23 protein-coding genes are annotated in these 20598 nt (G+C 36.2%); 8 read left to right on the forward strand and 15 right to left on the reverse strand.

Going from position 1 to position 20598, the window contains the following annotated elements:
- Positions 1 to 13 precede the first annotated feature (13 nt).
- The 5 genes from CHRYMOREF3P_RS07640 to CHRYMOREF3P_RS07660 all read left to right on the forward strand — a co-directional run bounded on the left by CHRYMOREF3P_RS07640 (position 14) and on the right by CHRYMOREF3P_RS07660 (position 5188).
- On the forward strand, positions 14 to 712 hold the full coding sequence (locus tag CHRYMOREF3P_RS07640; RefSeq protein ID WP_077418420.1) for a hypothetical protein: 699 nt from the start codon (positions 14 to 16) through the stop codon (positions 710 to 712).
- A gap of 70 nt (positions 713 to 782) precedes the next feature.
- Positions 783 to 1349, forward strand: a complete 567-nt coding sequence (locus tag CHRYMOREF3P_RS07645; protein WP_077418418.1) for a hypothetical protein — start codon at positions 783 to 785, stop codon at positions 1347 to 1349.
- A 6-nt stretch (positions 1350 to 1355) separates the two neighbouring features.
- Entirely contained in the window at positions 1356 to 3479 is a 2124-nt protein-coding gene (locus tag CHRYMOREF3P_RS07650) for a cation:proton antiporter (RefSeq protein ID WP_077418416.1), read from the forward strand.
- A gap of 153 nt (positions 3480 to 3632) precedes the next feature.
- The gene (locus CHRYMOREF3P_RS07655) at positions 3633 to 4334 is read left to right on the forward strand and encodes an SH3 domain-containing protein (protein WP_180564313.1); all 702 of its coding nucleotides are present in this window, start codon (positions 3633 to 3635) and stop codon (positions 4332 to 4334) included.
- 38 nt (positions 4335 to 4372) lie between these two features.
- Positions 4373 to 5188 (forward strand): hypothetical protein, encoded by an 816-nt coding sequence (locus CHRYMOREF3P_RS07660; protein ID WP_180564314.1) that lies wholly within the window; start codon positions 4373 to 4375, stop codon positions 5186 to 5188.
- 182 nt (positions 5189 to 5370) lie between these two features.
- Here CHRYMOREF3P_RS07660 and CHRYMOREF3P_RS07665 read toward each other — a convergent pair whose 3' ends face one another.
- Positions 5371 to 6483: a 5-(carboxyamino)imidazole ribonucleotide synthase gene (locus CHRYMOREF3P_RS07665; RefSeq protein WP_180564315.1), complete on the reverse strand. Its 1113-nt coding sequence runs from the start codon at positions 6481 to 6483 to the stop codon at positions 5371 to 5373.
- A 25-nt stretch (positions 6484 to 6508) separates the two neighbouring features.
- On the reverse strand, positions 6509 to 7060 hold the full coding sequence (locus CHRYMOREF3P_RS07670; protein WP_180564316.1) for a DUF1543 domain-containing protein: 552 nt from the start codon (positions 7058 to 7060) through the stop codon (positions 6509 to 6511).
- 97 nt (positions 7061 to 7157) lie between these two features.
- Between CHRYMOREF3P_RS07670 and CHRYMOREF3P_RS07675 the strand changes: the two genes are divergently transcribed.
- Positions 7158 to 7988, forward strand: a complete 831-nt coding sequence (locus tag CHRYMOREF3P_RS07675) for a sulfite exporter TauE/SafE family protein (protein WP_077418408.1) — start codon at positions 7158 to 7160, stop codon at positions 7986 to 7988.
- Positions 7988 to 8371, forward strand: coding sequence for a DUF1634 domain-containing protein (locus CHRYMOREF3P_RS07680; protein ID WP_047378474.1), 384 nt, complete (start codon positions 7988 to 7990; stop codon positions 8369 to 8371). Before CHRYMOREF3P_RS07675 ends, CHRYMOREF3P_RS07680 begins: the two co-directional genes overlap by 1 nt.
- Positions 8372 to 8374: 3 nt before the next feature.
- Here CHRYMOREF3P_RS07680 and CHRYMOREF3P_RS07685 read toward each other — a convergent pair whose 3' ends face one another.
- Positions 8375 to 8752: a VOC family protein gene (locus CHRYMOREF3P_RS07685; RefSeq protein WP_077418406.1), complete on the reverse strand. Its 378-nt coding sequence runs from the start codon at positions 8750 to 8752 to the stop codon at positions 8375 to 8377.
- Between the two features lie 34 nt (positions 8753 to 8786).
- Positions 8787 to 9227, reverse strand: coding sequence for a nuclear transport factor 2 family protein (locus tag CHRYMOREF3P_RS07690; RefSeq protein WP_077418404.1), 441 nt, complete (start codon positions 9225 to 9227; stop codon positions 8787 to 8789).
- Between the two features lie 107 nt (positions 9228 to 9334).
- Between CHRYMOREF3P_RS07690 and CHRYMOREF3P_RS07695 the strand changes: the two genes are divergently transcribed.
- Positions 9335 to 10417: an endonuclease/exonuclease/phosphatase family protein gene (locus tag CHRYMOREF3P_RS07695; protein ID WP_180564317.1), complete on the forward strand. Its 1083-nt coding sequence runs from the start codon at positions 9335 to 9337 to the stop codon at positions 10415 to 10417.
- 54 nt (positions 10418 to 10471) lie between these two features.
- Here the strand turns inward: CHRYMOREF3P_RS07695 and CHRYMOREF3P_RS07700 are convergent, their stop codons facing one another.
- From CHRYMOREF3P_RS07700 to CHRYMOREF3P_RS07750, 11 genes are all read right to left on the reverse strand, one after another.
- Positions 10472 to 10615 carry a hypothetical protein gene (locus CHRYMOREF3P_RS07700; RefSeq protein WP_180564318.1) on the reverse strand — a complete coding sequence of 48 codons (144 nt, stop codon included), beginning with the start codon at positions 10613 to 10615 and terminating at the stop codon, positions 10472 to 10474.
- Position 10616: 1 nt separating this feature from the next.
- The gene (locus CHRYMOREF3P_RS07705) at positions 10617 to 11675 is read right to left on the reverse strand and encodes a diphosphomevalonate/mevalonate 3,5-bisphosphate decarboxylase family protein (RefSeq protein ID WP_180564319.1); all 1059 of its coding nucleotides are present in this window, start codon (positions 11673 to 11675) and stop codon (positions 10617 to 10619) included.
- A gap of 21 nt (positions 11676 to 11696) precedes the next feature.
- Positions 11697 to 13466: an AMP-dependent synthetase/ligase gene (locus tag CHRYMOREF3P_RS07710; protein ID WP_180564320.1), complete on the reverse strand. Its 1770-nt coding sequence runs from the start codon at positions 13464 to 13466 to the stop codon at positions 11697 to 11699.
- Positions 13463 to 14476, reverse strand: a complete 1014-nt coding sequence (locus CHRYMOREF3P_RS07715) for an NAD-dependent epimerase/dehydratase family protein (RefSeq protein WP_077418396.1) — start codon at positions 14474 to 14476, stop codon at positions 13463 to 13465. Before CHRYMOREF3P_RS07715 ends, CHRYMOREF3P_RS07710 begins: the two co-directional genes overlap by 4 nt.
- A 259-nt stretch (positions 14477 to 14735) precedes the next feature.
- Positions 14736 to 15740, reverse strand: coding sequence for an MvdD family ATP-grasp ribosomal peptide maturase (locus CHRYMOREF3P_RS07720; RefSeq protein ID WP_077418394.1), 1005 nt, complete (start codon positions 15738 to 15740; stop codon positions 14736 to 14738).
- The gene (locus CHRYMOREF3P_RS07725; RefSeq protein ID WP_180564321.1) at positions 15733 to 16689 is read right to left on the reverse strand and encodes an MvdC family ATP-grasp ribosomal peptide maturase; all 957 of its coding nucleotides are present in this window, start codon (positions 16687 to 16689) and stop codon (positions 15733 to 15735) included. Before CHRYMOREF3P_RS07725 ends, CHRYMOREF3P_RS07720 begins: the two co-directional genes overlap by 8 nt.
- 73 nt (positions 16690 to 16762) lie before the next feature.
- Positions 16763 to 16987 (reverse strand): microviridin/marinostatin family tricyclic proteinase inhibitor, encoded by a 225-nt coding sequence (locus tag CHRYMOREF3P_RS07730; RefSeq protein WP_047387582.1) that lies wholly within the window; start codon positions 16985 to 16987, stop codon positions 16763 to 16765.
- A gap of 52 nt (positions 16988 to 17039) precedes the next feature.
- Positions 17040 to 17276, reverse strand: a complete 237-nt coding sequence (locus CHRYMOREF3P_RS07735) for a microviridin/marinostatin family tricyclic proteinase inhibitor (RefSeq protein ID WP_077418390.1) — start codon at positions 17274 to 17276, stop codon at positions 17040 to 17042.
- A gap of 114 nt (positions 17277 to 17390) precedes the next feature.
- Entirely contained in the window at positions 17391 to 18170 is a 780-nt protein-coding gene (locus tag CHRYMOREF3P_RS07740) for an alpha/beta fold hydrolase (protein WP_180564322.1), read from the reverse strand.
- A 145-nt stretch (positions 18171 to 18315) separates the two neighbouring features.
- Positions 18316 to 19035, reverse strand: coding sequence for a pyridoxine 5'-phosphate synthase (locus CHRYMOREF3P_RS07745; protein ID WP_077418386.1), 720 nt, complete (start codon positions 19033 to 19035; stop codon positions 18316 to 18318).
- A 177-nt stretch (positions 19036 to 19212) separates the two neighbouring features.
- Positions 19213 to 20481 (reverse strand): mechanosensitive ion channel family protein, encoded by a 1269-nt coding sequence (locus CHRYMOREF3P_RS07750; RefSeq protein WP_180564323.1) that lies wholly within the window; start codon positions 20479 to 20481, stop codon positions 19213 to 19215.
- Positions 20482 to 20598 lie beyond the last annotated feature (117 nt).

Consider the following 20598-nt stretch of genomic DNA (forward strand, 5'->3'; position numbering starts at 1 on the left):
CAACTTTATAACCATGAAGCAAAAACTATCCATCATTACTGTTTTACTTCTTCCTGCATTTTATCTTTCTCAAAAAGCAGAGCCCAGGGAAGATATCAAACTGAAAAGTTTTGATTACAAAATCTATATTCAAAACAAAAAAGACAAAGAAACGGATCAGGAATTATATCTGATTCCTAATAAAGGGGATACTATCAGAGAAAATGCTCTTGTTAAAAAAATATCTGGGGAAGAAACTCACAGAGGTATTTACAGAATTAACAACGCAGAAATTCATTTTGTAGATATTGATCTTACCACAGAAAAAATCAACCATAAAATCTATAGTCCCAATAAAAAAGGAGTGCTAACATTAGTCAAAGAAAATTCAAATCTGACCTCTTACCCCAAGGATCTTCCTCCAAAATTTAAAGACAATAAACCTCCGCATCCTGAATTCGAAGGTGGTGAAGCAGCATTGTATCAATGGATTGAAAAAAACATATATCCGGCCTTGGAAAAGAAATATAAGAAAAAAGAGAAAGGAAATTCTGTTCTTATTTTAGATATAGAGCCAAACGGAGTTCCAACTTTTGTGGAAATAAAAAATTTGAATATTTCTGATACCATCAAAAAACAACTCACCAATATCGTAAAAACATCTCCTGTCTGGAAGACCAATATACAAGGGTTTGACGTGTCGGGAATTGTCTTTATTCCTTTAGAATACTAAAGAACATCATCAGGGAGTATTTTCATATTCCCTCCATTTTTCCTATATTGTATACTCCAACCTATACAATATGCTGAAAAACACATTTTTTTTATTTCTGGTCGCCTCTTTTTTTCTTGTAAGCTGTGATTACAAAGAGAAGGAGAAAAACCTGACAGACAGGGAAAAACAATTATTAGAAAAAGAAAAAGTATTCGCGAAGAAAGAATCCGAATATCAGTCGCTCCTGAAAATGAGAGACAGTATTTTTGCTAAAAAAGATTCGGTAGTTATTACTTCTTCATGGCCCGCTGAAATTTCCGGTCCATGGAATGGAAAAGTAATCTGTACAGAGTCTAACTGCAGTGAGTATGCTGTGGGTGACCAGCGTACTGACATCTGGGAGTTTGATAACGATTCTACCCAGCCTATTACCAAAATCATCAATAACAATAATCTGGTAAGGCTATATACAGGCAAGTTTGAAAACAATGAGATCAGGTTGTCTTTCAAAACAGATTCTACTGCCAAAAAGAATGTAGAAATGAACGTTCTTCTTAATGATATTTCAGACAACAAGATCAAAGGCACAAGAACTATCACATCTGATGGCTGTACCGCTAAGTTCTCTGTTGAATTAGTTCGTTCCACAAAATAAACACTTATGATTTTACTGAGTATACACAACCTGAGTCTTCCTATAGAAGATCCGGTACTGAAGTTCCTGTTGGTACTGGTCATTATTTTGGCAGCGCCATTGCTTCTTAATAAAATTAAAGTTCCCCACCTTTTGGGGCTTATCATCGCCGGAGCTATCATTGGTCCGAACGGATTCAATGTATTGTCCAGAGACAGCAGTATTGTTGTAACGGGAACCACCGGACTACTCTATATTATGTTCCTGGCGGGTCTAGAAATTGATATGGGAGATTTTAAAAAGAACAAGTGGAAAAGTCTCACCTTTGGTATCTATACCTTCACCGTTCCTTTTGTACTGGGATATCTTGGAGGATATTATATTTTGCACTTTTCAATGCTGACTTCCATTCTGTTTGCCAGTCTTTTTTCATCCCATACTCTTATTGCCTATCCATTAGTAAGTAAATTGGGAATTGCCAAAAACAAGGCTGTTAATATCACCGTTGGAGGTACAATGATCACGGATATCCTGGCCTTATTGGTACTTGCCATAATTGTGGGAATGTCCCAGGGAGATGTAGGGACAGAATTTTGGGTTAAACTATCTGTTTCTTTCATTGTTTTTGCACTGATTGTACTCATTGTCTTTCCGATTATAGGACGTTGGTTTTTCAAAAGAGTAGATGATAAAATCTCACAGTATATTTTCGTATTGGTCATGATTTATCTGGCAGCGATGCTTGCGGAACTTGCGGGTGTGGAAGCCATTATCGGGGCATTCTTTGCAGGATTAGCCTTAAACAGACTTATTCCTCATACTTCTTCTTTGATGAACAGAGTTGAATTTGTAGGAAATGCCATCTTTATTCCGTTTTTCCTGATCAGTGTAGGAATGCTGATTGATTTTAAAGTGTTCTTTAAAAGCTGGGAAACACTGGAAGTTGCCGGAATTATGCTGGTAGCGTCCATAGGAGGAAAATATCTTTCTGCGGTAGCAACTCAAAAAACATTCAGACTGACCAAAGAGGAAGGAAAACTTATCTTTGGGTTAAGTTCTGCCTCTGCAGCTGCAACACTGGCTTCAGTAATGGTAGGATACAACATCATCCTTTCCGAAACCGAAACCGGAGAACCTGTAAGATTACTAAATGAACATGTACTGAACGGAAGTATCCTTCTGATCCTGATTTCATGTACCATTTCCTCTTTTATTTCTATGGCAAGTGCTCAGAAAATTGCTGAAAGTGATAATGAAGATACCGTTTCCGGAAATACGCATGAAGAAGAAAGCATTCTGTTGGCCATCAACCATGAGGCTACTGTTGAGCGAATGGTGAATCTTGGAATTCTGATTAAAGCACATTCCAATACAGAAGATCTGTTTGCCCTGAACGTCATCAATGAAGATAAAAATGAATCTTCAGTAAAAAATGCTGAGAAACTTCTTCATCAGGCCGCAGATGCAGCCGCAGCCGCAGATGTGAAACTGCAAGCCCTAAAAAGATATGACAATGATGTTGTCAATGGAGTAAATAATGTGATTAAAGAACAGAAAATCACAGACCTCATCATCGGATTGGAGGATGAAAAAGGATTCTCACCTTCTTTTGTCTATAATCTTTACAACGGTTACCTGCAGAATGATGATGTGAATGTGCTGGTATATCATGCTGCACAACCGCTTTCCACCATAAAGAAATATGCCGTCATGATTCCTGAGAATGCCGATAAGGATGCAGGATTCTTCCATGCATTGCTTAGGGTCTGGAATATTGCCAGAAATTCCGGAGCTACAGTTGTTTTTTATGCCCCTGAAAATATCATTGATATTCTACAGAAAATTATGAAAAAGGCCAGTATAGAAGCAGAATTTATCATTATGAGCACATGGCAGGATGGCGAAAGAACCGCTGCCCAGCTGAAAGATGATGAAGCGTTGATTATCCTGATGGCAAAACGAGGCATGAAATCCTATATTCCACGAATGAGACTGATCCCGGAACTTCTCAACAGAAATCTGAAAGACAACAATTATCTTTTGATTTTCCCTTTCTCAGAATATGATAAAAACAGTCCCGAAATACGTTCCGTAGGAAATCATGGGGATTTTGTAGAGATTGGAAATGTGATTCAGAAGATTTTTAAATAAAGCTTTTTAAAGCTGGAAGCTAAAAGAGGGATGCTGGAAGTTACCATAATCGAATAATAAGTTCTCTCTTTTAGTTTTCTTTAGTAAAATATCTCGGCCTTGATTGTAGATTCCATCACAACTATTATTTTAACAAAAAAAACATATAAACCATTGAAAGCAAACAAAGTATTCCTGTTAGTAGCAATTCTAAGCATACAAATGTCTTTTGCTCAGTTTGCTAAAATTGTAGACAAAGATGGTTATGTAAATGTGAGGGAGAATGCAGATGCTAAAAGTAAGATTGTAGGAAAGGTCAATTCTGATGAAATTGTCTACGCTTATGAACCGGATGAGAAGAACAAAAACTGGCTGAATGTTTATTATAATGACAAAATAATAGGCTACATCCATAGTTCAAGAGTACAATTGATAGAATCTTACGAACCTGTTTCTCCTATAGTAAGGAATGAAAATAAAGCGGTTTTCAAATCTGGGAATATCAAGGTAGATATCATTTCAGGGAAGTTCAATTACAAGGAAAATAAAAAATTCTTTTCTTCATCTGATTATAACGGGCAAAAAATTGAGGATAAATATAAAGGGCAACCCATATGGGGAACAGACGGCACCATTCCTCAAACCTATTACCAATCTATTACGGTACAGATTGGAGATAAAAAAGTTCAGATTCCTAACCGGGAGATTGAAAATCTCTTTAATCCTAACAATGAATTTACGGAATGTCATTTTGACCGTAAAAACGATACGTTATATATCACAACTATTAATTCTGACGGAGCGGGAGGTTATGTTGCTCTTTTTAAAATTGTAAATGGAGAATATAAAGGAAAAATGATAACAATACCTTTTTAGAATCTATCAATTTCGTATTTTGGCTCAAAAAATAACCTATGAGACCAACTATCGGATTATTATTCTTTTTAGTTTCAATGATTATCTCTGCACAAAGCCTTACTCTTTCTGATAAGGAGCTCCGGCAGAAACTAGATTCCATCAAAGCAGAAGGAAACCTACTCTATTCATATGAAAGTGCATCATGGCATGCCGGAGATCTTGTAGGCAATAACAAAAATTTGGCTGAAAATACCGGAAGCTACATCACCTATCAAACCAACGATAATAATATAAAAACAGCTTTTCTTAATAAAAGCAGTAATCTGATCATCGCCGAATTTTCTTTTAAAAATAACCAAACAAAACCAATAGATGAAAGTTATAAGCAAAGAGAACTTAATGAAACTGAAAGCACATTAAAAAATATCCGATCAGCCATTATACCACAGTTATATGATCCAAAATATGAGGTAACGGTACCACAGGGATATAGTCTTAATATGATTATTATTCCGTTTAATGAAAACTATAAGGTATATTTAATACCAGGTACTGCACAGTCCGGAGTCATCCCCTTCGGAAATGATTATCTTTTTATTTCTGATAAAAAGGGTACTATTATTTCCAGTAAAAAATTTCATTCAAGGCTTATTCCGGCTTTTACGTCATTGGAAAACGGGGGTACTGTAACAATGGCTACCCACAGCCATTTAGTCACTAATCCTTTTATTTCTGCAACGGATATCTGTACTTTTAAACTCTATGCTCCGCTTACAAAACTGGAAGAATTTTCAGTTCTGTCAACAGCTTTAGGAAGCTATATCAAATACAATTATAAGAAAGACAGTATCGAGGTGGTTAAAAATCCTTGATAAATCAAAACAATTAAATCATCAATAGCATTAGATTTTAGCTTTTAAGTTTTGGCTAAAGCCAATTGAATTTATAATCATTTTATAAACGGGCTAAAGCCCGCTCCTATTGAATAACCGTATAACAAAAAAGGGAGCTGTTTAAATTTTTAAACAGCTCCCTTTTAATTATTTTAAACGGATTACTCGGAAATTACTTTCATCATACCTTTTACAATAACAAGCTTTTCCATAAGTTCTTCTCTGGAGTCTGCAAGAACATTGATATGTCCCATTTTTCTTCCTGGCTTGGTTTCTGTTTTCCCATATAAATGGATGTAGGTTTCAGGTAACTTAAGAACGTCTTCCATTCCGTCATAGACTACTTTTCCAGCGTATCCTTCTGCTCCAACAAGATTCAGCATTCCGCTGTAAGTGATAGCATCAGTATCGGCTAAAGGTAAGTTTTTCACCACTCGGTACATCTGCTCAAATTGAGAATTGGTATTTCCTTCCTGGCTCTGATGTCCTGAATTGTGCAGTCTCGGAGCGGTTTCATTCACCCATATTTTTCCTTCTTTGTCAAGAAATAATTCGATAGCAAACAATCCCGGAGAGTTCACCGCATTTAGAAATTTCTCTGTTATGGAATCAATCTGGTTCTGAACATCTTCTGTTAAAAGAACCGGACATACATTGAAGTCTAATAGATTTAATTTGGGATCAGCAACCATTTCCGTCACCGGGAAAATATTGGTTTCTCCTTTTTCATTTCTTGCCACAATTACGGAAAGCTCTTTTTCAATATCTACCAGACTTTCAATGACAGAAGCTTCCGTCCATAAGTGTTGATAATCTTCTTGCGTTTTGATCACCTGTACTCCTTTTCCGTCATATCCGCCTGTATTCATTTTCTGAACAAACGGCAATGGCATAATGATTTTCTCATCACTATTCCAAACTACCTGAAATTCCGGGCTTGGGATATCATGGCTTTTATAAAATTCTTTCTGAAGGATCTTTTGCTGGATCGTTTTGATGATACTGGCATTAGGAACAACTTTTATTCCCTGCTTTTCAAGTTCTGCCAATGCATCAGCATTTACATGTTCTATTTCAATGGTTACAACATCCTTGTCTTTACCGAAGTTCAGAACTGTATCATAGTCATTAAAATTTCCCTGTGTAAAATACGATATGTTATGACATGGCGCATCAGAAGCCGGATCCAGAGTATAAAACTCATCGTCATACTTCAGTGCACTTTGTATCAGCATTCTTCCCAGCTGTCCGCCTCCCAGAATTCCTATTTTCATTTTTTATTTTTATTAAATTTACTTCTTATTGAATTTTATCGATTTTTAAATACCCAAGTCCCATCGGGTTCTCCTGATTTTCTGCATCAGATTTTTTAAGAATGATAGTGTATTTTTCTTTCATATAGGCAGGAAGAATATCACTCACATTGAAAATATCATCAATATCCACTCCATGCTTATCATCAATATGGCTTACAGCTCCTTCAAAGCCCATTGTCTGATAAAACTCGGTAGCTTTTGCCCTTTTTACAATCTCTCCCATAGACTGCCCCACCATTAAATGCTGCTCATGGAATTCTTCAAAAAACCCCGGCTTATACCCTCCCAGATTGAGGAAAAACAATTGGTCTTCTGATGATTTCTCTTCCTTCTCTACAATTTCCACTTCATAGCCGTCAGCAAATTTGACTTCCTGATAACAATCCAGGTGAATTTTACCTTCTGCTTCCTTCCAAAACTCTTTCATATCCGGAATCAAATCTTTAAGATTCTCTGCTATTCCGAAGAAAACATCGTGCTGCTCAATATTTCTTCCTTTAGGAGTTGCCCCAAGGATAACATAAAATAATTTCATTACATTTTTCATGCATGCAAAAATACGTTAAATTTATCTTTTTCAAATGTTTGGCAGACTACTACAATAATTTTATATTTGTAACATTATTTGTAGTATGTCAGAAATCATCATACTCTTCCTTGGCGCAATTTCCGCTGGTCTTTTAGGTTCACTTACGGGTTTAGGAGGAGGAGTTATTATCATTCCTTTATTAACGCTGGGATTCGGCGTTCCAATGCATTATGCTATCGGTGCTTCACTTATTTCAGTGATTGGTACCTCTTCCGGCGCGGCCGTAGCTTTCGTCAAAGAAGGATTTACCAACATGAGAATCGGGATGTTTCTCGAAATTGCCACCACAGCAGGAGCTATTGCGGGTGCTCTGGTTTCCGGAATGCTTAACCCCAATACAATCGGAATTATTTTCGCAAGTATTCTTCTTTTAACGGTTATTTTAAATCTTAAAGGAAAGCCCGATCACCAGGAACCTCTGATCAAAGGAAGTCTTGAAGATAAACTGAAATTGTACGGAACATTCCCTGATAAAGGAATATTGAAAAACTATTCTGCAAGAAATACAGTTCCTGGATTTTTGATGATGATGTTTGCCGGTGCAATGTCTGGGTTATTAGGAATAGGTTCTGGTGCGCTGAAAGTATTGGCAATGGATAATATGATGAAACTGCCTTTCAAAGTATCTACAACGACCAGTAATTTTATGATCGGAGTAACGGCAGTAGCGAGTGCACTGATCTATTTCCAGAGAGGAGAAATTATTCCTGTCATTGTAGCTCCGGTATTGATAGGAGTTGTCATCGGAAGTTTTATTGGTTCAAAAACACTGATGGTATCAAAAACAAAAAAATTAAAGGTATTTTTTGCCATTGTGATTACCATTCTTTCGGTTTATATGATGTATAACGGTATCAACAAAAGCTTCAGATAATGAAAAAGAATTTTACAGATGTAGATCTGAACCGCTCCGTAGGAAACCTTCTGAGATTGGGTGTTATTCTTTCTGTGGCAACATCCCTGATTGGTTTTATCAAGTTATTTTTTGAGGGTTTCAAAATGCCCGAAAAATATACCAGCCTTGTGGTAGGTACTTCTTCAGAGAAAGTATGGGGACATTTCTGGAATTCCCTGTGTAAAGGAGAAGGAATGGCTATTATTCAGCTGGGAATTCTTCTGTTGATCTTCACCCCTTTAATGAGAATTGTTTTCGCTTTAATAGGCTATCTAAAAGAAAAAGACTACGTATATGTAGTCATTTCTTCTATTGTTTTAGCGATTATGGCAGTGAGTTTCTTTGCAGGCTATGCACACTAATTTTTACATTTCATAAAACTCTAACGGCAATTGGTCGGGATCCTGGGTAAAGAAAAATTCTTTTCCGGTGAATTCGTCTATACGGATTTCTTCACAATCCAATCCCATTCCTAGCAGTTCATTCCGTTTTTCCGAGACATTCTCAACAGAAAAAGCAAGATGTCTTAAACCGCATGCTTCAGGACGTGACGGGCGTTGTGGAGTATTGGGAAAAGAAAACAGCTCAATCACATAATGATCTCCGATAGCGAGATCAAGTTTATAAGACTGTCTTTCCTCCCGATATACTTCCCGGATGATATTCAGGTTTAAAATTTCCGTATAAAACTTCTTTGAAACGGCATAATCTGAGCAGATGATTGCAATATGATGGATCTTCATTTTCTATTTTAAACTAATTTTCAATTGAACTTTATTATTGTATTTCTTTACAGCTGTCTTTTCTTCTTGTATCAATAATATACTGGATTTTCCATTCGTTATTCTGCTTTACCAGCTGAAAACTATTAGCCCCGCAATGTGATAATTTCCCTTTTAAGTAAAAAGAGTAAGGTGTAAATACACTGGCCAGGTTTCCATCTGTATGAATGGCTTCTATAACAATCCTTTCATCCAGATCTCCTTTTGTAAATTTTGAAACCGAAGCAACAAAATCCGGTATGCTGTCACTTTTTACAGCACCATCCTTCGTGATCGTTTGAAGAACGGCATTTTCAGCAAAGGCCGATTTTACCAGTTCCGGATCTGCATTTTTCATACCAAGGAATAAGTTACGGATAGGTTTTTCAATATCTTTATTCTGCTGACCGAAACCCGAAATACTGATCAGAAGAAGAAATATAATTATTTTATTCATAGTATAGATTTAGATAATTAAAAATAGATAAAATAAAATTTAAATTGATTAACAAATTTTAAAATTCATTTTCCTTAAATTGTGGTCAAAATTATTTCAGAGCTTTTATGTGGATTATTTATCTGACTTTGGCCATACTTCTGCTGGTCATGACAATACTGCCAAAAATTCAGCATTCACACTGGATATTCAGGGTGCCAGAATTTGCTAAAATACAGATCACCTACCTTATATTTCTTACTTTTCTGTTAGGCCTTTTTACTGATTCTAATGGATATTTATGGTATTACCAGGGGCTTTTGCTGGTCTTATTTGTTCATCACAGCCATACCCTCATCAAATACACCCGTTTTTACCCCGTAAAAAAACACAGACAGCGTCACAAATCTTCTGATAAACTGCATTTTATTTCTGCCAATGTTTATCAGTTCAATAAAGAATATGAGAAATTCACCGGACTTATTAAAAAACATAATCCTGATTTTTTCATGACTATGGAAAGCAATGGTGATTGGGAAAATGCTATGAGATCTTTAGAAAAAGAATACGGCTTCCAACATAAAGTGACTCTTGAAAATACTTACGGCATGCATTTCTATTCCAGAATTGAAATCAAAGAAGCAAAGACCCATTATTTTGTAGCTGATGATATTCCGAGTATTGAGATCCATATGAAAACAGCTGCTGGTTTTTCTTTTGTTTTCTTCGGGGTTCATCCGCCGCCGCCGAGTCCTACGGAAGAAGAAACTTCAAAGGAAAGAGACGGCGATCTTCTAAGTACTGCCAAATGTGTAAAAGACATTAAAAAACCTGTTATTGTAGTGGGAGACTTCAATAATGTTGCATGGTCAAGATCATCTGTTCTTTTCAGAAAAACAAGTCATCTGATAGATCCGAGAATCGGGCATTCTTTTGTTTCTACCTTCCATGCGAAATACCGTCTTTTAAGATTTCCTATCGATCTGATGTTTCATAGTGAAGATATTTTTATTAAACAGCTGAAGACATTGGAAAATTTTGGTTCAGACCACCTTCCGGTATACTGCGAATTTTTCATAGACCATCACAACGATGAACAGGAAGAATTGATTGAAACAGCGACTTCCGAAGAGAAAGCAGAGGCTGAAATTATGATAGAAGAAGGAAAAAAAGAAGATGGCGAACGTGAAACTGTTGTTACTGAAGATTAATAAAAAAAGTGGGCTTTAACCCACTTTTATTAAATATTCAATGCTATTTTTATATTAAAATCCAAAGTTCCAGCCCCAGTTAATAGTTCTGTTTCTACCCCAGCTGCCTGTTTCCGTCCCTACTTCATATTCAGTAAAAAACATAAGTAATACAGCAATAAAAACAGCAATGAGAATATAAAGTTTTTTCTTTTGCATACTAGAACTTCATAATATCTTTCACTACTCCATTTTTCTGTGTGTGCTGTAATAATTCAGCTTCAATAAAGGCTTTAATCTGTTCTTCAGTCCCATTATTTGGGAACAGAATGTGAACATTAGCTCCAGCATCCAGCGTAAAGAATAATGATAGGCCAGTTTCTCTTCTGAAATCCCAGATTTTGTTGATAACCGCCAAAGTACCCGTTTTCATGAGTATAAAAGCAGGATCACTCATCATCATCATCGCATGTAGTGTAAGTGCTTCATGTTCTACCAGCTTGATGAAACGTTCCATATCTCCCTTTTTCAGGATCTCTTTCATTGGGACGAAGTTTTCCCTTGCTTCCTGAAATCTTCTTTCCGCATAAGGATTGGTATTCATCAACCCGTGTCCTACTGTTGAGGAAACACTTTTCTGCCCTTCATGAATCAGTAAAACCCAGTCGTTAAAGTTTTTGAATACATCATGAATTTCAGCATCCGGATACTGTACCCCGAAAAGATCTGAGCTTCCTTCTACCTCATCAGTTTTTCCCCATACCACAAGTCCGTTATACAAACTTCGGCATGCACTTCCGCTTCCTAATCTTGCTAAAAATGATGCCTTTCTCAAAGATTCTTCTCCAGAAGTTTTTCCTGTAAATGAAGTGTCCAATGCCATCAGACATTTTGCAATGGCTCCAAATCCTGAAGCTGAACTTGCAATTCCTGAACTGTGGGGAAATGTATTTTCTGTTCTGATGATATATTTTCCTTTTAAAATCCAGGGAAGATACTGTTCTATATTTTTAAAATATTTCTCAATTTTTTCGGCAAACTTCACTTCTTCATTTCCAGCCAGAAAGGTCTGTACCGAAAAAGCTCCATCCGCGATGAATTCCATTGAGGTATTGGTTTTACAATGGTTTAAGGTATAACTGATACTCGGATTGGCAGGAATCTGATCCGCATATTTTCCCCAGTATTTAATCAGGGCAATATTAGATGGGCAGCTTTCTGAAACCGTTTGTGTATGAATGGTGAAATTTTCTTTTCCTATAAAATCTTGTGTCGTCATAGTCTAATTTAACTGTACTTCTTAGTACATTTTCTCTATAATATCCGCGTATTTTTTGATCACTACATTTCTTTTGACTTTCAGTGTAGGAGTAATTTCTCCTGTATTGATATCAAATTCTGCCGGCATCAAAGTAAATTTCTTCACTTTTTCATAGTCCGCCAGGTGATTCTGTAATTCTTTTATTTTCTCTTTATAAAGGTTGATGATCTTTTCATCTTTTACAGCATCTTCCCAATTGGTGAAAGGAATACCATTCTTTTTAATATAATCCTGTAAAAATTCAAAATTTGGAACAATCAACGCTGAAACGAACTGTCTTCCTTCCGCAATCAGCATAATCTGCTGGATAAAATTATTGTTGGTCAGAAGATTTTCAATCTGTTGTGGAGCAATGTATTTTCCATTGGAAGTTTTCATCAGATCTTTGATTCTATCTGTGATAATAAGATTTCCTTTATCATCGAACTTTCCGGCATCACCGGTTTTGAACCATCCATCTTCTGTGAATACTTTCTGGGTTTCTTCAGGTTTATTATAATATCCTTTCATGATTCCATTTCCTCTCGCCTGAATTTCATCGTTTTCCCCGATACGCATTTCAACACCCGGTAAAGGCTTTCCGCTCGTACCATGTTCAAAATGTGTTAAAGGGAAAAGTGTCAATGTTGCAGTAGTCTCTGTCAATCCATAACCTACTGTCACGTGAATTCCCACTGAATCGAAGAAACGGGTAACTTCCGGTGACAATGAAGCTCCTCCACAAGGTAAGAACCAAAGTCTTCCACCCATTTTTTCTTTTATTTTACTGAAAACCAATCTGTCTGCGACAGCTTCTTTGAATTTTAATCCAAAAGGAATTGGTCTTTCATTTCTTCTCAATTCAGCAGTTTCCCATCCGGTTTTAAGAGCCCAGTCGAAGATTTTCTTCTTCAATGATGAACCTTCTTCTGCTTTTTCCAGAACTCCTGCATATACTTTCTGGAAAAACCTCGGTACCGCACACATGGCAGTAGGTTTTACTTCTTCCAGTGCTTTGGCTACATTTTTCGGATCTTCCAGGAAATACACACGAGCTCCGCCATATAAGCATAATAAACTCCAGCTTCTTTCAAAAACGTGGCTTAATGGTAAGAATGCCAGCGAAAGTTCTTCCTCGAAGTTTTTAAACTTAAAAAATTCAAAATGAGAATCAAATGCTTTGATAAAATTTCCATGAGTAAGCATTACCCCTTTCGGAATTCCGGTAGTTCCGGAAGTATAGATCAATGTAGCAGTATCATCATTTTCCTTTTTGTATATCTCCAGCTCCGGAGAAGCTTTTGCGATAAAATCTTCAAGATAAAAACTATTGAATTCTTTCTTGATCCATACTGCTTTTTTAGAAACAATAATGGTTTCAAGATTGTTTTCTTCATTATGTAAAAACTCAAGACAGGCATCATACTGCATCTGATTTCCTACTAAAACAGCTTTAGCTCCGGAATCGTTAATGATATGTTCTGCCTGCTCCGCATTATTGGTTGAATAAATAGGTACCGTAACGGCGCCAATGGCCATTGAAGCCAGGTCAACGATCATCCATTCTGATGAGTTATCCGAATAAATAGCAACTCTGTCATTCTCCTGAACTCCAGCTTCCTTTAAAGCATTGGCTGTTTTAAAAATAACCTCACTGAATTTTTTCCAGCTCAGCTCTTTCCAGGCTCCATCTTTCTTTTTAAATCCGATGGCTGCTTTTATAGGATGTTTTTCTACATTTTTAAGGATAATTGCCTCTGCAAGATTCATTTCTTCAGCTTTTTGTCGTTAATATAATTATTCAGGTGAAAGTCTATACTTTCTTTTACAGGAATAAACTGATAGTTCAGTTTTTCTTTGACTTTGTGATTGGAAATGGTGTTGAATGAAGAAATGGCTTCAATATTTGATTTGGTAGCCATTTTCAGTTTGGGAATCAGCCATCCGAAAAGGATATTGGCTATTCTTCCGATATTTAATATGGATTGTGAAAGAATTCTGGCATCTTTAAGCCCCAGACGGGTTCTTACCTGTTTTGCCAGGTCGGCATATCTGTTATTTTCAGCAACAATGATAAAACGTTCTCCGAAAAGATTATTTTCCATGAGCCCGATTGCAGTATGGGCTACGTCTCTTACATCAACATAGGCAGAACCTCCTGAAAAAGTAAAACTGTTATCTTCAAAGGTTGAGAAAAGTTCTCCACTGCTTTGATTCCAGTTTCCGCTTCCTACGATCATTCCCGGATTGATAATAACTACATTCAAGCCTTCTGCTGAAGCTCTCCATGCTTCCATCTCAGATAAATGTTTTGAAATAGCATAGGCAGAGTGTTCCAGTTTTGGATTAAAGTCAGAATCTTCGTCCAGTTCTCCTTTTTCATTAAAATTATCAAGAACGGCAACGGAACTCACATGAAGAAATTTTTTAACGTCTGATCCTTCACATGCAAAGAGGAGATTTTCTGTACCTTTAATATTTGTACGGTACATTTCTTTTTCATCTTTGGGATGAAAGCTCACTTTTGCGGCACAATGATACACCTCATCCACACCTCGCAGTGCTGTTGTCAGAGAATTGAGATCATCAAAATCTACGTTTACCCATTCGATCTTGTTGAAAAAATCGTCGGGATTCTCTGTATAAAAGCTGTATGAATGCTTTACTTCGTTTAAATTGCTGCCCGGTCTTTTGGAAGCACGTACATTTTTACCCCTTTTAAGAAGCTCCAGTACAATTATTCTTCCCAGAATTCCGGTAGCACCCGTTACAAAAATCATTAATTATTTTACTTGATTACTGACTAAAATATAACAATATTTTCTATCCGGCAATTCTTCCGGATCCGGCAAAAATTCCTTAGAAAAACTGCTTCTGCAAATTTGCGATTTTTAAAGCATAATTCAACTTTATTTAACCAATATTATCACTCAGAAATCAACATACAGGAAAAATTTAAATCACAACAGGTTATTATATTTAAAAGTCCTGAAAGAATATACAACTTTCAGGACTTCTATGATTAAAAACACTTTGTTCTTAAGCCATTACCTCATTATTTCTCCTTGGAGCTTTGTCACACAGAACGTCTGAAATACTCTTGGAAATAAGGTTTCCTTCTGTAAGATTATCCAGCCAGAAGAATTCTCCTGCTGCATTGATCTCGATGAAATAATATTCGTCTTCAGGGGAAACAATCATGTCTATCGCTCCGTAATCTACGTTATAGATATCAAGAAGTTCAAGCAGTTTTGCTTCTACATCTCCAGGAAGTTCTGTTCTGTTCCATTTATCAATCAGATTAATTCCATCTTTTCTCCAGTCTACTTTGGCATCTTCAGATTGCTGGGAGTCTATTTCAAATGCATAAACATCTCTTCCCACAATGGTAATACGAAGTTCTTTTTTCTTTTGAATCATTTGCTGGAATTGCATAGGGCAGTACAATAATGAATCCAGTTCTTCCAGTTTATCTTCGCTGACAACGTTAGTAAACACTACATTTTCCACACCGTCTTCATAGATGGCAAAACCGGTTTGCATTTTCGCCACTACATTCTGATGTTTCAGAATAAATTTTCTGGCTTCATCAGGATTGTTGGTAAGACATGTAGCCGGAATGGTCAGCCCTAGTTTATCTGCAATTTTCAATTGCTCTTCTTTACTGTCGAGTCTTCTGTACACACTTGGTTTTCCTAAAGAATAAGCATCCACAGATTCAAAGAAACCGAAAAGTGTATTTCTGATTTCTCCCATTGCCGCACCGTAAAACTTAGAGTCCATTTCCTCTTTCAGTCCTTTTCCGATATTGTAAGCTCTTCTGTACCAGATGGCTGAAATATCATCCAAACGGTGTTTTGCATCTGGAGTTTCAAGAAAACTTATCCATTCTCCATCCTGAAAAATGGTAGACAGTTTGTTTTGTAAAGGATAGACGTCAACATCAAAACGAATGACTTCACAGTTATTTTTTTCAATGTATTCTGTTACTTTTTCAATAGAAAAATTATCTGCGGTATGGGTTATAATTAAAATTTTATTCATGGAAATTGATTCTGTTGATAAGATTATCGGCAATTCTTTCTGCAATGGGAAATCCCAGTTCTTTTTGCAGCATTCCCCACTCTCCCTGTGGATTAACTTCAAGGAAATAATATTCTCCATCTTTCCCTTTGATCATATCGATGGCTCCTATATAAAGTCCCATTTCATTCATCATGGAAGTGAGATTGGTTTTAATGAAATCCGGAAGTTCGTAAGCTGACCAGAAATAGCCTTCACGAGCTACCCTCCAATCTGCATTTTCACTGTTATTGATCTTTCCTGTAAAGAAATCACCGCCTACATAGACGATTCTCAATTCATATTCTTTGTCGATGTAGGGTTGAAAAATCATTGGACAGTAAGCAATGTCTGCAAGGTTTTCAAGTGATTCCTCTTCAATAATTGTAGTGGACATCATATTTTCTCCTGACATCGTTTTCGCTGTTACTCCATGAAGCTTGGCAATTGCTTTCCCCTGACAGTATTGATGAAAAAATGTTGTTATTTTCTCTTCATCATTGGAAAATACAGTTTTGGGAATGGTTAAGTTATTTCTTTCTGCAATTTTCAGCTGAAATATCTTATTCCCATCTACTTTTTTTTCATTTTCATAAGGGTTGATCCAGGGAATATGCTCTAAGGCAGTGATCAGATTGTAACGCAGGCTTCCATATTCGTTCAGGAAAATTCGTTCATAGTCCTTATCCAATTCTTCAGGAGCACTGATTCTCCATGCTTTCCTGTGCCATACTCCTTTGATCGCATCAGAATGAATAGTATTTCCATATTCATCAGTCAATTCAAATGAATTTTCATGAATGCTGATTTTCTGAAGGTGATTCAATCGGTCAGAATTCAGTCTGAAATAAGGGATATTTTTGGAGGCCAGGTATTCGAAAAAGATATCGATATTATAAAAATCCTGTGAATGGGTGATGCAGAGAATCATTTGCCGGTTTTTATTAAAAAGGGAAACTTAATGTTTAAGTTTCCCCTACTATTTATTAAATATTCTACTGATTTTATAGTGGAATAGTGATTACATCATCATCACCGTCAGATGGATATTTCAGCGTGTGCATCATATCATCTTTCGGAGAAGTTACAACGTCTATTGCCGGTTTTGTAATAACGTCTCTTTCAGGAATTGACATATCAGTTCCTCCTTTTACTGTCTCAGGATCTTTAACCTGTTTTTCTAAGAATGATGCGAAAAAAGGCTTCTTCTTTGAGTTTTGGTTTTTCATAATGTTTAGTTTTAGTTTGATATATAATTTAGCTTAAGCTGTATGTATATTCTTACACATCTAAAACATCATCATCCCCATCAGAAGGATATTTCATCGTTACATTATCATTATCAGGCTTGGTAACATTATCCTTAAGAGGTGTAGTGATCTGGTCCTGAAGGGATGTAGTAATCTGATCTACCAATACAGAAGTAATACCTCCTCCTTTTACTGTTTCAGGATCTTTAACCTGTTTTTCTAAGAATGACGCAAAAAATGGCTTCTTTTTTGAATTTTTGTTTTCCATAAGTTAATATTTTTATTGTTTTGGAAATCCAAAATACAAAAAATTCAAATCATGGAGAAATAATATTGGTTTTTAATAAAAATTTAACATAATATAAAAAATCAAAGAATAAAATTAATTCAATTCAAGAAACTCTTTAACAACGTTTGCGAAATCAACCGGATTCTCTGCCTGTACCCAGTGTCCGGCATTTTTCACTGTAACTACCTTAGCTTTAGGAAATTGCTGTCTGATCCCAAATTCATCCTGAGGCAGGATATAATTGGACTTTTCGCCCGCAATAAAGAGTGAGTCACCTTCAAAAACACCGAATTTAACAGCATTGGAAACAAATTCGTTATATTTTTCAGATAATGTTTTAAGATTGAATCTCCAGCCCAGCTTTTTATTTTCATCCCAATACAGGTTTTTCGTTAAAAACTGTACGGTAGATTTTTCTGGAATATATTGGTTCAGAACTGCTTCTACATCATTTCTTGAACCTACGGTATTGAAATCAACAATTTCAAGCGCTTTGATAATTCCCTGGTGGTGTGGCGGATATGCTTTAGGTGAAATATCAACAACAATCAGTTTTTCAACACGTTCAGGATATTTTATAGCAAACTGCATCACTGCTTTACCTCCTAGAGAGTGTCCTAAAACATGAGCTTTCTGAATTCCATAATGATCCATATAGTGTGCAATATCATCTGCCAGATCGTCATGAGACATACTTTCTGAATGAAAGCTTCTTCCGTGGTTTCTAAGGTCAATAAGATGTACGGGTAGATATTCTCCCAGATCTTTTCCGAAACTTCCCCAGTTGTCAAGCATTCCAAATAATCCGTGAAATACAAGAAGCGGCGTATGAGTTGAATTTTCGCCGAATATTTTTGAATTTAAAATTTCCATATTGTATTAGAAGTTAGATGTAAGAAATCAGAAGTCAGATAATAAGTCCCTGTAGCATTGTTTGCATTATAAACCTGCAAAACACATGAGAGCCAAAAACGAAGTTTTACCAACCTCTAATCTCTAACTTCCGGTTTCTTAATTATTACCATTTTGCCAGTCTCTTCAGATAAGCCTGAACTGTATTTTCCAATCCCATATAAAGTGCTTCTGAAACCAAAGCATGTCCGATAGATACTTCCAACAGGTTTGGAATGGTGTCTGCAAAGTATTTCAGGTTTTCTAAGCTTAGATCATGACCTGCATTGATTCCCAATCCAAAATTGGTAGCTTCAACCGCTGTGTCATAATAAGGTTTTATAGCCTGTTCTTTATTGGTCAGATAATTTTTTGCGTAAGCTTCGGTATACAGTTCTATTCTGTCTGCGCCTGTTTTAGCAGCATATTCTACCAACTCCGGCAAAGGATCAAGGAAAACAGAAGTACGGATCCCTGATTTTTTAAATTCTGCAATAATCTCTGTAAGGAAATCAAGATGTTTTTTAGTATCCCAGCCTGCATTAGATGTAATTGCATCATCAGCATCCGGCACTAAAGTTACCTGCTCCGGCTTCACTTCCAATACCATATCAATAAAACTCTGATGTGGATTTCCTTCAATATTAAATTCAGTCGTAACTAACGGTTTCAGATCATAGACATCTTTTTTTGTGATATGCCTTTCATCAGGTCTTGGGTGGATGGTAATTCCCTGCCCTCCGAATTCCTGAATTTTTACAGCAGCTTCTGTAACACTTGGGGTTTCGCCTCCTCTTGCATTTCTTAACGTCGCAATTTTATTAATGTTTACGCTTAGTTTTGTCATTTTTTATTTTAGATGTTAGATATAAGATGTTAGAAGGTGGAAGCATGGGGCTGGAAGTAAATCCAGACTTTGTACTTCTATTGGTCTTCCACATTTATGATCATTTAAAAATTTAATTTAAAATTTGTTTAAAAGGTTCTGAAACTTCCAGCTTCCTTCTTCCGTCTTCCAGCTCTTTTACACTTTTACACTTACCTGCATCACCTGAAGTTCAAATTCTTTTGAAGCGACTAATAAGTGATCAAAAATATCGGCCTGAATCTGTTCAAAACGTTCCCATTGAGAGTCACTGGCAAAACAATACACTTCAAGGGGCAGCCCTTGCGGGGTAATCTCTAGCTGACGTACCATTCGGGTTCCATTTTTGTCTACATCCGGATCATTTTCAATATATTTCTGTGCATAATATCTGAAAACACCGATATTGGTAAGCTGCCTTCCATTCACAATTTTATCTCTATGTTCAAGGCTTTCTTTTTCTTTTTTGATCTCTGAAGTCCTTTCTTCCAGATAATCTGAAATCAGGTTAATCTCCTTTAAGCGCTCAACATCTTCATCAGTCAGAAACTTAAAAGAATTGATGTTGAAGTAAATGGATTTTTTTATTCTTCGGGTATTAGATTCAGACATCACCTGCATATTCTTGATCTCAGTGGTCATCAAATCATAAGTAGGAATAGTGGAAACCGTTTTATCAAAATTGGTGATCTTAGTCGTTAAAAGATTTATTTCCGTAATATTCCCTTCAATAGTATATTTTGGAATGCTTACCCAGTCTCCTACTTTTAAATTTTTAGAAGTGGCAACGTGAAGTCCTGTTACAAATCCTAATATTGTATCTCTGAAAACCAGTACAAGCACTGCTGTAATCGCCCCAAGACTTCCTACGATTGTGGTTCCTTTGATCCCAAAAATCACACAAAACCCTACTACGGTAAATATAAAAAGTCCTAAAATCTTTACAGTTTCTGAAATGGCATTAAGCGCCATAATCTTGTAGAAATCCTGTTTGATGCTGAAATAGTTTCTGAAAGCCGTCAGTGATCTGTAAAGCATTCCTGCTAACATTAATACCAATCCCAGATTGATACATCTTATGATAAAAATGGTTGTCTTCGGCAGCGCATTTTCCGGAAATATGGATCCCTGGATGCCAGCTACAGCAATCAGAGCAGCAAAATGAGCTACAGAGTTGGTGATTTTGGCCTGATAAATAGATTTTAAGATGGGAAATTTCTGTTCATTATGAAATAACCTGAATACAAAATTGATGATGAACTTAAAAACAAAATCAGTAATTAAAAACAGGACAACAAGTAAGCTCAGTTTTACAATAATATGGAAAACCCAGTCCAACCCGGAAGGTGATATCTGGGTAATATAAATGTAAAGCTGTTCGCTCAGCTCCTGTATAAAGTTTTTAGTTTCTTGTAACTGGTCATTCATTACAGCAAATTTATGAAATTAAGAATCATCATTTTACTATTCATAATCAATTTTCATCCCAAAAGTTATTCATCAGAAGATATTTGATAAAAATATTTTTGAGAAAAACTGAAAAAT

This window comes from Chryseobacterium sp. JV274, from assembly GCF_903969135.1.
Taxonomy (GTDB): domain Bacteria; phylum Bacteroidota; class Bacteroidia; order Flavobacteriales; family Weeksellaceae; genus Chryseobacterium.